Consider the following 14,676-nt stretch of genomic DNA (forward strand, 5'->3'; position numbering starts at 1 on the left):
TTATCCCGGCGGGAGCCTGCTAAGCTCGTGATCTTGGACGCGTTGTCGGACGGCCTGCAGCAATTGCTCCTCCGATCCTGAAAAGCTCGGCAGAGTTCGAAGCAGGTGGGATCGGATGAGCTGGTCGAGATCCGGGAGCGTCCGTATACCGAGGCGGAAGTACAAATAGGCGACGAGTGGTTCAGAGAGCCCCGGAAGGGTCGCCCAGCTCTTGACCTCTATTGGAAGAGGTGTCTTAAGCTCTTCATACGCCCGGATGGTCCCCGTCTCAAGAAACTCGTCGATTTTTTTAGCCAGATCCGCTCCGATTCCGTCAATCTCCTCAAGCCCCTGGCGGGCAGCCACAGTTGCCACATCTTCCTCTATGGCAAGTAGCGCATCCGCCGCGTGTCGATAGGCCCGCACGCGAAACGGATTGGCCCGTTGAGAGGAAAGCAGGTCGGCCATTGACCGGAAGAGGGAGGCCAGTTGCTGATTCTTCTCCTTCATGGGTAGAACCTTGGTCGTCTATTGTGCGGGTTGCTTGCCCTTTCAGGCAAGAGCACTTTGTTGACAAGGCGAATTCCGGTCCCATAGGATGACTGCCGTGCAGGATACGATCCAAATCCATGTGAACGGCGAAGCAAGGACCTGGCGGAGCGGCGCATCGGTCGCTGATCTGTTGCAAGATCTCGAGATCAGGACGGAACGGGTGGCAGTCGAACTGAATCTCGAAATTCTTGATCGAACGGCATTTGGCCAGCGCCTGCTCAAAGAGGGGGATCGGGTCGAAATTCTCAGTTTTATCGGCGGTGGGACCGTTGGAAGCGATGGTGAGATAGTTCATGTGTCTATCCGAGAGAGGGTAAGATGACGAATGATCGACTGATCATTGCAGGGCGTGAGTTCAAGTCCCGGTTATGGGTCGGAACGGGAAAATACAAAGACTTTCTCGAAACGCAAAAGGCCATCGAAGTGTCCGGCGCTGATGTTGTGACAGTCGCGGTTCGTCGGGTGAACATCACCGATCGATCGAAAGAGAATCTCCTCGATTACATCGATCCAAAGAAGTATACAATTCTGCCCAATACAGCCGGATGCTACACCGTGGAGGATGCCGTTCGATATTCTCGATTGGCTCGTGCGGCCGGCGTCTCCGATTTGGTGAAGCTGGAGGTGCTCGGCGACGAAAGGACCTTGTTCCCCGACACGGCAGGGTTGATCGAGGCGGCCAAGATCCTTATCAAAGAAGGATTCATTGTCCTACCGTACACGAACGATGATCCGATTGTTGCAAAGAAACTCGTGGATATCGGATGCCCCGCGGTCATGCCCTTGGCTGCGCCCATTGGATCAGGGCTCGGCATCCGGAACCCATACAACCTGAAAATCATCATGGAAACCGTCAAGGTGCCGATCATCGTCGATGCCGGGGTTGGAACCGCATCGGACGCAGCTTTGGCGATGGAGTATGGCGCCGATGCGGTGCTGATGAACACAGCGATCGCCGGCGCCAAGGATCCCATCGCCATGGCGGAAGCGATGAAGTATGCCGTGCATGCCGGTCGTCTGGCCTACAAGGCCGGCCGCATTCCCAGGAAACTCTATGCCACGGCTAGTAGCCCGATCGAAGGGATGCTCTAACAGGATGCTGAAAAAGTCTGCCAGCAGCGTTCTCGCATCGCTCAGAGGCTCAACGTACCATCGGGTTAGAGCTGCAAAGTGCAGCTTGGGGCGGGTGGGTGAAAAAAGAATACGCCTCGCCTCTTCGCTCGCTGCGGCCTTGCCGACAGCCTTTTTGAGCATCCTGAAGGCATTCTGGCGTTGGCAGTGAGTGTTCAAATTCGACATCGATCGGAACGTGCCTCCTTGGGACATGCCGTCCGTTAATTTCCGCCTCCTGCTTGTGACCGACAGGACTCAAGCAGGCGGTCGATCCCTTCCCTCTCTTATCCGACAGGCTATCAGTGCCGGGTTGCCCGCTATTCAGCTACGGGAGCGCGATCTCTCGACGAATGAGCTGCTGGTATTGGCGCAAGATATTCAGGCGGTGACGAAGCCGGGCTCGGTGGCCTTGATCATTAACGATCGGGTTGATCTCCTGATGGCGTTGAATTGGGACGGCGTTCATCTTCGCGCCGACAGTTTGCCGTCAGTAGCCGTGCGTCGGGTGATCGGCCCTCGTCGATTGATCGGGGTCTCTACCCACTCCGCCGAAGAAGTTCGATCTGCGAATCATGACGGTGCCGACTACGTGGTGTTTGGTCCGATTTTCGATACTCCATCGAAGCGTTCATTCGGGCCTCCGCTTGGACTGGATCGTCTGTCCGATGTCTGCCGCCAATCGAGAATTCCCGTCTTCGCCATCGGAGGGATGACGAGTGAACGGGTGCGCGACGTTCGTCGAGCCGGTGCGCACGGAGTCGCCGTGATCGGAGCGCTGCTGACCCGTGATGATGTCGGCGCGGCTGTGCGGGAGTTCAGAGAGGCTCTCGAGACGTGAGCCGTTGTCACGTAAGGTGGATGTCCATTGTGTGGGATCACCCGTTGGAGTTGACCACCCCTAGGTCGGGTGTTAGAATCCGGGCACAGGCTTAAGTTTACGCGCTTATCCATCGTTACGAGCTATTCGTGTCGTCTCGATATGGCGGAAAACAAGGGTCAGCCAAATCGACTCCGGTCCCTCCGAGATTCTGTCAAGAAGATTACGAAGCGACTGTCCGAAGGTGATGGAGACATGACTCACAAGAACGACGAACACGTTCGTGAACTCGACAAGCTTCGCGTTCAGATTCAGTCGATGGAAGAGGAGATCCGTCGGCTCTATCAGTCACGCTATCAGCTCGAGCAGGCCAATAAACAGAACGAAAAGCTCGTCACGACGCTGCAGGAAGCGAAGGCTCAGATCGAAGCGTTGCGGACTGAAGTGGAGAAATTGACGGCACCGCCGTCGGCTTATGCGATTTTTTCCAGCATGAACACGGATGGGACAGGCAATGTGTATGTGTCGGGGCGAAAAATGAAGGTGAGCCTCCATCCTTCGATCAAGCCTACTGAATTGCGGAAGGGACGAGAAGTCGTCCTCAACGAGGCGCTCAACGTGATCGAGGTCAAGGGGTTCGACAGTCAGGGAGAAGTCGTTCGGCTGAAAGATGTGCTGGAAGGGGGACGGGCCTTGGTCACGCTCCATTTCGACGAGGAGAAAGTGGCCGAGCTCGGCGACCCGCTACTTGCCGAGCGACTGAGTGTGGGTGACCATCTCTTATATGATCCCCGTTCCGGATACGTCATCGAGAAATTGCCGAAGTCTGAGGCGGAAGAGCTTGTGTTGGAAGAAGTCCCCGATGTCGACTATGAGCACATCGGCGGCCTCCAGAAAGAGCTGGAACAGGTGCGTGATGCCGTTGAACTGCCCTTCCTGCATCCGCAGATCTTCTCGGAATACAAACTCAGTGCGCCCAAAGGCGTCCTGCTCTATGGCCCGCCCGGTTGCGGAAAGACGCTGATCGCCAAAGCGGTGGCTAACTCGATCGCCAAGAAGTTGGGCCATCGGGCCGGTAAAGAGATTCGGAGTTACTTTCTTCACGTGAAAGGCCCTGAACTGCTCAATAAGTATGTAGGGGAGTCTGAGCGTCAGGTGCGCGAAGTGTTCAAGAAAGCGAAAGAGCGGGCCGAGGACGGCCATCCGGTCATCGTCTTTTTTGATGAGATGGATGCGCTTTTCAGGACCCGCGGTACGGGAGTGTCGTCCGACATCGAGTCGACGATCGTCCCCCAGTTTCTCTCTGAGATCGACGGAGTGGAGCGATTGCGCAACGTTATCGTCATCGGGGCGAGCAACCGGCAGGATTTGATCGATCCCGCCGTGCTTCGTGCCGGCCGGTTGGACGTCAAAGTCAAGGTGGGACGGCCTGATGCCACGGCGGCCCGGGACATTTTCTCGAAGTACATCTCTACGGATCTTCCCTTCGCCGCGGAAGATCTGGAGCGTCATGGAGGAGATCGACAGGCGCTGGTGGAGCGATTGACGTCGCTGACGGTCGAGACCATGTACGCCGCCAGCGAAGAAAACAAGTTCATCGAAGTGACCTACGCGAACGGCGAAAAGGAAGTGCTGTACTTCCGGGACTTCGCCAGCGGAGCGCTGATCGAAGGGATTGTCTCGCGCGCGAAAAAGTTTGCCGTGAAGCGCGTGATCGCGCAAGAGGGCGCCGGGCTGCGCTCGGAGGACTTGGTCCGCGCCATCCGTGAAGAGTTCAAGGAGCACGAGGATCTTCCCAATACGACCAATCCGGATGATTGGGCGAAAGTCGCCGGTAAGAAGGGCGAAAAAATCATTCATATTCGGACCATCAGCGGTGGCCCGGCGGAACATCGGCAGATCGAAACCATCAGTACCGGCCACTATCTCTAACTAGCCTATGCAAGAACACATTCCGACGAATCGCGCGCGAGTGCTCGGCACGGAAACTGAGTTCGGCATCGCGGCGAAAGATCCGTCCGCGATGGATCCGGTCTCCGGTTCATTTGCCGTGATCGGCCACTATCCGGGACTGCCGGCTCCCGGGGCAATTTGGGATTACGAAAATGAGAATCCCCTCTTGGACGCCAGGGGTTTCGAGGTCGATGGCGAACGAGAGCGGCCCAACCCTGACTACAATCGGCAGTTGAATAAAGTGCTGGCGAACGGCGGACGCTTGTATGTTGATGGAGCGCATCCCGAGTACTCCACTCCGGAGTGTTCAAACGCCCGGGAGGTGGTGGCCTTTGAACGAGTCGGAGAGCGGATCCTCGCCAAGTGTCTTCTGGAGATGGCGCGGGTGAGGGGAGCCGAACAGTATGTGCTGTACAAGAATAATTCCGACGGCAAAGGCAACAGCTACGGGTACCATGAAAACTATTTAGTATCGAGAGCCGTGTCGTTCGACAAGATCGCCAGGGTGTTGACGCCGTTCCTCGTGACGAGGCCGATTTTTGCCGGGGCCGGAAAAGTCGGAGCCGAAAACCAGACCAGTCCGGCGGAGTATCAGATTTCGCAGCGCGCCGACTTTTTTGAGTGTCTCATGGACCTCAATACGATGGTCAAACGCCCGATCATCAATACGCGCGACGAGCCGCATGCCGATGCCGCGAGGTTTCGGAGACTGCATGTCATTACGGGCGACGCCAATATGGCCGAGGTGTCCACGTATCTCAAGGTCGGAACCTTGGACATCGTCCTGCATCTCCTCGAAGCGGGAACTGACTTGCCTCAGCTGGAACTCGATGAACCGGTTCGGGTGTTCAAGCAAGTCTCGCGCGACTTGGACGTGAAGGAGACGATTAAACTGGCCGGTGGGAGGCCTACAACGGCGCTCGCTGTTCAACGGGCCTATCTGCAAGCGGCCAAGAGCTTTTACTCCTCGCAGGCTCCCAATCCATCCGCTCAGGATGTGTTGCTCCGCTGGGAGGATGTCTTGAACAAGCTCGATCGCGATCCACGATTGCTGGTTCGCGAGTTAGATTGGGTGGCCAAGCGTCATATGATCGAATCCTATATGGAGCGTAAAGGGTGTGGATGGGATGACCCGCGAATGAAGCTGATGGATCTCCAATACCATGACGTTCGTCCCGAGAAAGGGTTATTTTACACGTTGGAACGCAGCAATCTCATCGAACGGATGGTTGAAGACGAAGATATTCAGCGCGCCGAGTTGAATCCGCCGACTGGAACCAGAGCCTATTTTCGTGGGCGCTGTGTCAGCAAGTTCGCGAAGTCGCTTTACGGCGCGAGTTGGACGTCCGTTCTGTTCGACGCGGGCGATACGACGATCAAGAAAGTCCCTCTCATGGACCCGCATCGTGGCACTCAGACGTTGACGCGGGAACTGCTCGATACGACCGATTCGGTAGCAGCGCTGCTTGCAAAGCTCCAGGTTTGACGGATGACGGTTCGAAGCCCACAATGAAGCTGCCATATCTCCCCGATCACGACGACTCCAGCTTTTTCGACTTGATCTCCAAACATTATCCGGGGTTGACGCTGGGAAGCCAACACATCGCACCGGTGCCCGAGCACATGCGAGTCCCAGGGTCAATGTCCGTGCCGCATGCGACGACCGTCTTGGCGCTCAAGTCTCAACAGGGAGTCGTGATTGCCGGTGATCGGCGAGCCACGGAAGGATTTCAGATCGCGGATCGCCGTATCCAAAAGGTGTTCAAGATCGACGAATGGTCGGCCATGGCCATCGCCGGCGCAGCCGGCCCGTGCATCGAGATGGCCAAATTGTTTCAGACCGAGCTGGAACATTACGAAAAGCTGGAAGGGATGCCGCTTTCGTGTGAAGGAAAGGCGAACAAGCTCGGCCAAATGGTCAAGGCCAACCTGCCGATGGTGTTCCAGGGGCTCGTCGTGATGCCGTTGTACGTCGGCTACGACGAGAAGCGGCGCGAAGGGCGTATCTTCAAGTACGACATCACCGGTGGGAGGTATGAAGAGTCCGACTACCATGCCATCGGGTCCGGAGGTAAAGACGCGCGCAACACCATGCGTGAGCATTTTCGGAAGAATCTTTCCGAGCAAGAGGCGCTTAAGCTGGCGTTGCTGGCGCTCTACAATGCGGCCGATGATGATGTCGGGACGGGTGGACCGGACCTGATCCGAGGGATCTATCCGACGGCCAAGTTTGTGACCGCTCAAGGCATCACCGATGTTCCGGATGACCAACTCAAAGCCGTCTACGACGAGATGATCGTCGTCCGGCGTGCAAGGGAGACGTAATCATGCCGATGCCCTATTACGTATCCCCTGAACAGATGATGCAGGACAAGGCCGAGTATGCCAGGAAGGGGATTGCCAAGGGCCGTTCGATCATTGCGATGGAATATGTCGACGGCATCCTGTTGACCGCGGATAATCCGAGCTCGTCGTTGCACAAAGTTTCTGAAATTTACGACAACATCGCGTTTGCTGGAGCGGGCAAATACAGCGAGTTTGAGAACCTTCGAAAGGCGGGAATTCGTCACGCCGACCTCAAAGGGTTTATGTACAGCCGCGAAGACGTCACCGGCCGCTCGCTGGCGAACGGGTACTCGCAAAGCCTCGGGACCGTCTTCAGTCAGGAAATGAAGCCGCTTGAGGTGGAGATTCTTGTCGTCCAGGCCGGCACCAACAGCCACCCGAACGAAATCTACCGTATTTCGTTCGACGGCAGCATCATCGATGAGAAGAACTTTGCGGTGATCGGCGGAAGGGCAGAAGCGGTGCAGACTGTCCTGAAGGAAAAGAGCCCGAGCCAGGCTCCGTCCCTGGACGCGGCGCTCACGCTGTGTGTCACGGCGCTCGAACAGACGGCGAATCAAAAGCTGCCTCCTGAAGGTTTGGAAGTCGCGGTCCTGGATCGAACCCGCATCGGGCGAAAGTTCCGCCGGCTGGCGATCAATGACATTCGCCGCATCCTCTCTCCCTAACCGCAGCCTTTCATGGGAGGCTCCCTTTGTTGCAGATCCGCGGACGGGCGTGTAATCTGTTTCTAAGCCTTCCATGACGTCGCCGGGTCCCATGAAACAAAGAATCTTCGGCCTCGAAAATGAGTACGGCCTCATTTTTTCTCCCAACGGTCGTATCTATCTTCCGATGGAGAAAGTCCTCGGCTACATCTTCGAGGGACTGATTCCAAACAGCTGGCCGTCCAACGCGTTTTTGGTCAACGGGGCGCGGTTCTATCAAGACACCGGCTGTCATCCCGAGTACTCCACTCCCGAATGTGACAATATCCTCGACCTCGTGGTTCATGACAAGGCAGGAGAACGGCTTTTGGAAGCCTGTTTGCCCGCGGCTGAGGAGCGGCTTCGGGAGGAAGGGCTGTCCGGAGAAATCTATATTTTCAAGAACAACACGGATTCTCTTGGCAACACGTATGGGTGCCACGAGAACTTTCTCATGCGGCGCGACGTGGACTTTTGGAAAGTCACGGAACAGCTCATCCCGTTCTTCGTGACCCGGCAGGTATTCAGCGGGGCGGGAAAAGTATTAAAAGTATCCGGGAAGCCACAGTATTTCATCTCGCAACGGGCCCAGCATATTCATGAGAAGACGTCGTCATCGACCACGTCCTCCAGGAGCATCATCAACACCCGCGATGAGCCCCATTCCGATGCGGAGCGCTATCGGAGGCTGCATATCATCGTCGGGGATTCAAACATGTCCGAATACGCGACCTACCTCAAGGTGGGGACGGCGGCGCTCGTCTTGTCGATGATCGAAGAAGGGTACACGGTACACGGGATGGAGCTTGAGGACTCCGTCAAGGCCATCCGCGAGGTTTCCCGCGATCCAACCCTGAAAAAGAAAGTCAAGCTCGATGACGGCCGGCAACTGACCGCGATCGAAATTCAACGGGTTTACCTGAAGAGAGCCAGAGAATATCTGATCCAGCAGGCTCACGAACCTATTCTCGAAGATGTGTGCGACAAGTGGGAGACCGTGCTCGATCAGTTGGAGGAAGATCCCATGCAGCTCACGCATCAGATCGATTGGGTCACGAAAAAACATTTGATCCAATCCTACGTGGACAAGAAAAATTGCGGCTGGGACGACCCCAGGGTGTTCCTCTTGGATTTGCAATACCATGATGTGAAGCGGACGCGGGGACTGTATTACTTGATGGAGTCTCGTGGGTTGATCGAACGAGTCGTCGAGGAAGAGGCTGTCCAACGGGCGATGTCCACCCCGCCGCAAACCACGAGGGCCAAGGTGCGCGGGGACTTCATCCGATTCGCGCGCGCCAAGAATCGATCCTATACCGTGGATTGGACGTACCTGAAACTCAACGGGTATTGGGAGGAGACGATCCTCTGTATGGACCCCTTCAGCGCAGTCAATCGGCGCGTCGAAGAGTTGATTTCCCAAGTATCTGGAGGGCGGTTCTATCGATGAGGCCGACGCGAGGGCTGAATACTCGTTGCCGTGCCCTGCTGAGCCGTGTTGCGCTCGGCGCCGCCGTTCTGCTCGCCGGCAATCTTCCAGCCGACCTTTTTTCAGGCTCCTTACCGGTTCCTTCAGGGTTCGATGGTCAATATCGTGGAAAGCAGGGACAAATCCTCGTCATCAAGGTTTCTGCCGATGATACGGTCACCCAGGTACAGGGACAGTTCCTGGGCCGCTCCCTCAGCTTTTTCCCGGATACTCGGCCTGAAGAAGCGAAAGGATTCGTCGGATTGCTTGGGATCGATCTGCAGGACGAGCCGGGACATCATGAACTGGCCGTCGAGGTAAAGACCGGGGAACAGAGTCGTACCTTGCGGTACCAGGTCGTGGTCCTGAAAGAGAAGTTTCATGTCGAGCACCTCACGCTGCCTAAAGACAAAGTGGACTTGGACGACAAGAGTTTGGCTCGCTGGAAAGCGGAGCAGGAGCAGGTGAAGGAGGCGTTGGCGACGGATTCCCAGAGCAAACTATGGCAGCCGGGTTTTGTGGAGCCGGTGAACGGGAAACGAACCGGGATTTTTGGAAGTGTCAGAATCATGAACGGTCAGGCGCGCAATCCGCACAATGGCGAAGACATCGGCGCTCCGCTGGGCACCGTGGTTGCGGCGACGAATGATGGTGTTGTGCGGCTCACCGTCGATCATATCTTCTCTGGGAAGGGCGTGTTTCTGGACCACGGATTGGGTTTCTATTCGATGTATTTCCATCTGTCCGAAGTCCTGGTCAAGGACGGCGATCATGTGAAGGCCGGCCAGATCGTCGGAAAAGTGGGGGCGACCGGACGAGCCACGGGTCCCCATCTGCATTGGGGGGTCAAGCTCAACGGTGCGCGCGTGAATCCCTATGCCTTGTTGGACCTGCCGTTCAAGAGTGTGACCCAACCGGCGGTTTCAATGCCCGTCTCGGATGCTCCTCCCAGTGTGAGTACATTATCTCCATAGTTGCGACCGGTTTCATTTCTGTTCTTCCACACGATTTCCGGTTGACCTCGTCCCACCGTGGGCATACCCTTTTGGGTGTGGGGCATGAGACATGAGAATCTTCTTGTTTGTCCTCTCGGTGCTCTCCCTCCTGCTGGCCGCGCAGCGATTTTCGATCGCTGAGCACACCGGGCAGCATAAGGGAGGACTCTTCTTTCTCCTCATCGGCATTCAGCTCCTGATCGCCGCAGCACTTATCGGTGGCCATCGAGAAGAACAGGCATCCAAGTCACCGACGTCGAAGGATGAAGGAGACAACAACGAAACCGAGGGAAGTGCCGGGAGGGCCTTGAGAGAACAAGAGAAGAAGTCTGGAGGGAAATGATCTCGCCGAAGTGGAGCTTATAGATCCCCGTCAAGACTGATATCTTTCTGACCGTCCTCGCCAAAAGCGAGACATTTCCGAATGAAGATTGACCAAGCAACGAAAGACTACGAAAAATGGCTGAGAAGACAGATCCCGCTGGTACCCTCAGACCTCCGTTTGAAGCACTCCTTCATGAAACGAAACAGCTTTGCCTTCCTCCGGGCGACATTTTACCGATGGATGCAGGTGTGGGTTGAAGTCTGTGCGGATTTGGCCACAGCGCCGGTCCTGCGGGCAATTGGGGACCTGCATGTGGAGAACTTCGGCACGTGGCGCGACAGCGAAGGCCGTTTGATTTGGGGAATCAACGATTTCGATGAGGCATACCCACTCCCTTACACAAACGATCTCGTACGATTGGCGGCAAGTGCGAAGCTAGCGGTCACCGCCGAGCATCTCCTCACCAAGCCAAGGAATGCCTATGATGCCATCCTGACAGGCTACACGGAGGGGTTGAAGTCAGGTGGCCGACCGTTTGTGTTGTCCGAGCAGCATCCATGGCTGCGTGATATTGCAACCAACTCCCTCCGCGACCCGGTGAGGTTCTGGCGCAAAATGCAGACCCTTCCGGTTGTACAAGGATCGGTTCCTCAAGCAGCCATGGCGGGACTCGATTTCATGATGCCGGAAGCGGGTCTGTCGTATAGTCTTCGGCGTCGGGTTTCGGGCTTGGGAAGTTTAGGACACCCCCGATTTGTGGCACTGACGAACTGGCGTGGAGGTATGATTGCCAGGGAAGCCAAGGCACTCGTCCGCTCCGCCTGTTCGTGGGCCCGGAGTGGACAGGGAAGCAATGAGATTTTGTATTCTACGATGTTAGAGCACGCCGTCCGCTGTCGAGATCCCTTTGTGCGGATGGAGGGAATCTGGCTCCTTCGCCGGCTTTCCCCTTATTGCTCCCGGATTGAACTCACGGCACTGCCGCGTAAACGAGACGAAGACAAGCTTTTGTATGCCATGGGCTGGGAAACTGCGAATGTGCATCTTGGAGATCCCAAGGCGATTAAAGACATACAGCGTGACCTCGCAAAGCGAAAGGGCAAGTGGTTGATGAAGGCTGCGAAAGCGATGACGCGGGCCACCATCACGGATTGGCAGGATTGGACGAAGAGATAGTGCTGCTATTGGGGAAATCCAAGTAGAGTGCTCTCGCCTCAAAAACTCTGTACATTTCAGAAAAGTGGTGGCCGATTTCTCAGGTTGGAGCGAAGTCCCCTACCCTCGTGCAGTCACACCTCTACCTCATTGATGGGTCACGGTTCAATTCCCTGACCGCTGGATCAGCACTCGGCGTCGTCGGAACCCCTCCATAAATGGTTTCACTGTAGGGCGAAGTCGGGGATCCAGACGATTCTTTATGATAGGAGGGGTCAGAGGATTTTCCGCCGTATCGAGGGTCATTACTGGGTGAACCATAGGTAGATTCACCTGGCTGGCGGGATTGAGCACCTGGCATGGCCCCCTGCTGGGAGCTTGCAGCGTCGGGCCTCAAGATGCCTCCAGACATCCCGGAATACGCATCGGCCACCTTATGGATCAACGTCTCTCTTTGCCAACCTTCGGCAAGGCTATCGGAAAGGTTGACTGCTCCGGTTACTGCGAAGATCGCCAAGGCTGTCAATACGTGCTTCTGCCTCATCGCATCCTCCTTATCCACGTATCGTTAAACTGCTGTTTCTCTCATAACATCGTAGCGCACGATATTGCACGACTACAAGAGCATTGGCAACCTGCCGTTCGGGATTCCCTTTAAACCGGCTGTCGCATGAGCCGAACCGTAGTGGTCCCAAGCACTTCAGAAACTGACTTCGGTTTCCGGCACACAGCTCTTATCCAACAGGAAATACACCGGACAGAACTCCGTGAACGCACCTAGATCAGACTGAAGCCGATCACGCCAAGTACAAGTAACTAGGAAAGGATGGCAGGCCGATTCGCCAGTCCTGTCCGCATCCGTCATGTTGTAGAGTGAATCAGGCCAACTTACCAACTCATTTCCGCTGACACCAAAACCGGTTGTTTTTGATTTGGTCTGCTCTCGCCTCAAAACCCCTGCAAATTCGAAAAGAGCGGGGAGTCGATTTCTCAACGGGTTTAGATTACTTGGAGGTTTTTACCCCCTCGGCAATTTCAACTTCGTCTGCTTTCTTACCCTTCCCTAGTAGAATTTCTGCTACCGCTGCTGCGAATCCTTCCTCGACCTCTTCAATCTTGGTACCCATCCCATAAAGGCCTCCCCATGCGAAGGTCTTGTTCACTTCATATTTTCCTACCACCTCAGATTTATCGCGGTCCTGCAGCGTTAGGGTTCCGTCAATGTGCATTTGTCCCAACCCGGCCAGGAGGAACCGCAAAAACGCATTGCCCTTATCATAATTCGTAACTTCGACCATGGCATTGAGCGTGTTAGGACTAGGATTAGCGACGTTCAACTCTTTAAAGCGATTAGTCACCTGCAGTTGTCGAACGATGTTGTTAACGAGCCGTTCCCGATCGGTCTGTATCATGGGGACTTCGTTCCTGTTAGTGGCTTCAATATGGAGATTGGTGTATCGCTCAATCGTTGTTCCTGCCTTTAGTGGGATGACTGGTTCGTAAGATCCCGGGGAATGTGCGCAAGCGGAAACTGAGAGTCCGACAACGACAAAGAACCAAACTTTCACTCGCCGCATGTAGACACTGCTTATCATGACTTCCCTCTCAAGAGTGGATTGATAGGCTACCGACAATGATGTTCATAGAACGGTCATAGGTAGGTTTAGAGTTCCGGCACTAACAACCGTAGTATCGATCTACGCACCGTCCTATTTTTCATCGTTAAAGCATGTGCTCCGACCCTGTGCACGTGAAGTGGGAAATCGCGATTTAGGATGAATCGTATATTGCAAATGTATGAATACCCAGAAGTTTTGAGAAATGGTCCGCTCAGAGTTAGAGTCGGCGTCGGTCGGCATCGAATGAGGTGGGCGATTTGACTCCACTTTCGCGGAGAAATGTGACCTGGTTACGTTAAGATCACAGGGATGGAAACTTCCCGTCGTGTGGGGATGTGAGATTCGGCTAGGGAATAGCTAAAAAGAAGGCAACCATTGTCTCGGAATGGGTCCTTCATTCGAACATGTTGGATGTGCTCATCTGCTGTTCAAGCCCACCTCACTCCACCCCACTCGGGCCTATTCCAGCTAACATCGAGTTCAAGTCTTACTATTGGATATGCTTGGCCTGAATGAGTCTGAGTAGGCTGGAAGAGGGTAGACGAAAAGCTTTCCTCGACCGCGGGTCGTCTTACGCGCAATGACCCTCCGATCGTTGCCCAGCTCCCGCGGGTGAGAAGTCAATTTGATCGTATCTCCAATACACTATACAAACATCTTCCCACAGATGACGCAAATTGAGTGCATGGCGACACGTCTGTGCGGGTCAGTGGCATTCTGAGTCGCTGTAGTGCGTGATCCGCGATATCGACCTCGCCTCCCCCCGAGGAAAATGCGTGACCACCAACGCCAAGTGCCAATCGGCGTACATGCATGCACACCGATGCATTCAGCGGATTGGGTGGATATCGACAACAATGTTGTCTTCATTCAACTCTACTTGCACGAGTTGACCTTCCTTGAGAACAGCCAGCCTGCTGCCGGCAGATTCATCCACAGCAAAAGTTTGCTTCCGTCCCGCAGTGTTGATCTCGATGACTTCCCAGAGCCGGTCCGCATAAGACAACTTGCCAGCGATGCTGTGATGCCCTGCAGCTGGAACATCTTTCCTGTGCAGATCGATCAACAGGTTGTTATCATCGATGACCAAGATAACCTCATCTCCCACCTTGGCTTGGGATAGCCCCATGCGCTCCGCCTTGTGGATGCTCACTTCACGATGCCCCAGCCGCTCCGTTGATTTGAAATACATGAGCCCTGATTGGATCTTTTCGATCGTGGTCGTGAGCTGTTGATGCGCGGGCGGCTCGGTTTGGCCGGCCACACTCCCACCCCACGCGAGACCTATCGCCACAATAATGATGATGACAAGAATGGGGCGCATAATTCCCCTCCTTTCATCTCTTCCCCAGTAGAGGGAGGAGACCATCGCGTGTACTGTCCAGAGAACAGGTCGAGTCTTCGCTCTTTCAGTCGGTTCCGGTTGAAGGCCATCGTTATTTCTTCAGCCTTCTCTGACAAGCCTATCTCGACAAACTGATTGCCCAATGGCTGACCGCTGGTCTTGATCTTGATCACACATGCCGAAGTGACCGTGCGCTCTGGCGCACGGAGTAGGCGAGACCACATGTCCATCACGGAACTTGTCAGGCGCTCCACATAAATCCTTGGACTCATGTGTGCCTCATGAAGAGAGGTGCAGGCTAATTATGGCGTTAGAGCGGCGGA

15 protein-coding genes are annotated in these 14,676 nt (G+C 55.2%); 11 read left to right on the forward strand and 4 right to left on the reverse strand.

Annotated elements, in window-relative coordinates; genetic code table 11:
* Positions 1 to 489, reverse strand: coding sequence for a histidinol-phosphatase (locus H8K03_16485; GenBank protein UVT19373.1), 489 nt, complete (start codon positions 487 to 489; stop codon positions 1 to 3).
* 109 nt (positions 490 to 598) lie between these two features.
* On the opposite strand from H8K03_16485, the gene thiS reads away from it, so the two are divergent.
* The 11 genes from thiS to H8K03_16540 all read left to right on the forward strand — a co-directional run bounded on the left by thiS (position 599) and on the right by H8K03_16540 (position 11,410).
* The gene (thiS, locus tag H8K03_16490) at positions 599 to 853 is read left to right on the forward strand and encodes a sulfur carrier protein ThiS (GenBank protein UVT22522.1); all 255 of its coding nucleotides are present in this window, start codon (positions 599 to 601) and stop codon (positions 851 to 853) included.
* Positions 850 to 1,623: a thiazole synthase gene (locus H8K03_16495; protein ID UVT19374.1), complete on the forward strand. Its 774-nt coding sequence runs from the start codon at positions 850 to 852 to the stop codon at positions 1,621 to 1,623. The genes thiS and H8K03_16495 overlap by 4 nt, the downstream gene beginning before the upstream one ends.
* 232 nt (positions 1,624 to 1,855) lie before the next feature.
* Positions 1,856 to 2,482 (forward strand): thiamine phosphate synthase, encoded by a 627-nt coding sequence (gene thiE / locus H8K03_16500; protein UVT19375.1) that lies wholly within the window; start codon positions 1,856 to 1,858, stop codon positions 2,480 to 2,482.
* Between the two features lie 141 nt (positions 2,483 to 2,623).
* Positions 2,624 to 4,393, forward strand: coding sequence for a proteasome ATPase (gene arc / locus H8K03_16505; GenBank protein UVT19376.1), 1,770 nt, complete (start codon positions 2,624 to 2,626; stop codon positions 4,391 to 4,393).
* A gap of 7 nt (positions 4,394 to 4,400) precedes the next feature.
* Positions 4,401 to 5,900: a proteasome accessory factor PafA2 gene (locus H8K03_16510; protein UVT19377.1), complete on the forward strand. Its 1,500-nt coding sequence runs from the start codon at positions 4,401 to 4,403 to the stop codon at positions 5,898 to 5,900.
* Between the two features lie 23 nt (positions 5,901 to 5,923).
* Complete coding sequence (prcB, locus tag H8K03_16515) at positions 5,924 to 6,739, forward strand: proteasome subunit beta (protein ID UVT19378.1); 816 nt, start codon at positions 5,924 to 5,926, stop codon at positions 6,737 to 6,739.
* A gap of 2 nt (positions 6,740 to 6,741) precedes the next feature.
* The gene (gene prcA / locus H8K03_16520) at positions 6,742 to 7,428 is read left to right on the forward strand and encodes a proteasome subunit alpha (protein ID UVT19379.1); all 687 of its coding nucleotides are present in this window, start codon (positions 6,742 to 6,744) and stop codon (positions 7,426 to 7,428) included.
* Between the two features lie 91 nt (positions 7,429 to 7,519).
* Positions 7,520 to 8,896, forward strand: a complete 1,377-nt coding sequence (gene pafA / locus H8K03_16525; GenBank protein ID UVT19380.1) for a Pup--protein ligase — start codon at positions 7,520 to 7,522, stop codon at positions 8,894 to 8,896.
* Positions 8,893 to 9,888, forward strand: coding sequence for a M23 family metallopeptidase (locus H8K03_16530; protein ID UVT19381.1), 996 nt, complete (start codon positions 8,893 to 8,895; stop codon positions 9,886 to 9,888). Before pafA ends, H8K03_16530 begins: the two co-directional genes overlap by 4 nt.
* Positions 9,889 to 9,979: 91 nt before the next feature.
* Positions 9,980 to 10,252: a hypothetical protein gene (locus H8K03_16535; GenBank protein ID UVT19382.1), complete on the forward strand. Its 273-nt coding sequence runs from the start codon at positions 9,980 to 9,982 to the stop codon at positions 10,250 to 10,252.
* 81 nt (positions 10,253 to 10,333) lie between these two features.
* Positions 10,334 to 11,410: a DUF2252 family protein gene (locus tag H8K03_16540; protein UVT19383.1), complete on the forward strand. Its 1,077-nt coding sequence runs from the start codon at positions 10,334 to 10,336 to the stop codon at positions 11,408 to 11,410.
* 121 nt (positions 11,411 to 11,531) lie between these two features.
* Here the strand turns inward: H8K03_16540 and H8K03_16545 are convergent, their stop codons facing one another.
* The 3 genes from H8K03_16545 to H8K03_16555 all read right to left on the reverse strand — a co-directional run bounded on the left by H8K03_16545 (position 11,532) and on the right by H8K03_16555 (position 14,332).
* Complete coding sequence (locus H8K03_16545; GenBank protein UVT19384.1) at positions 11,532 to 11,933, reverse strand: hypothetical protein; 402 nt, start codon at positions 11,931 to 11,933, stop codon at positions 11,532 to 11,534.
* Positions 11,934 to 12,393: 460 nt separating this feature from the next.
* A complete protein-coding gene (locus H8K03_16550; protein UVT19385.1) occupies positions 12,394 to 12,801 on the reverse strand; it encodes a DUF4410 domain-containing protein in 408 nt (135 codons plus the stop codon).
* Between the two features lie 1,036 nt (positions 12,802 to 13,837).
* Positions 13,838 to 14,332, reverse strand: a complete 495-nt coding sequence (locus H8K03_16555) for a hypothetical protein (protein UVT19386.1) — start codon at positions 14,330 to 14,332, stop codon at positions 13,838 to 13,840.
* Between the last annotated feature and the right edge of the window lie 344 nt (positions 14,333 to 14,676).

Origin of the sequence: Nitrospira sp., from assembly GCA_024760545.1 — a bacterium.
Classification (GTDB): Bacteria; Nitrospirota; Nitrospiria; order Nitrospirales; family Nitrospiraceae; genus Nitrospira_D.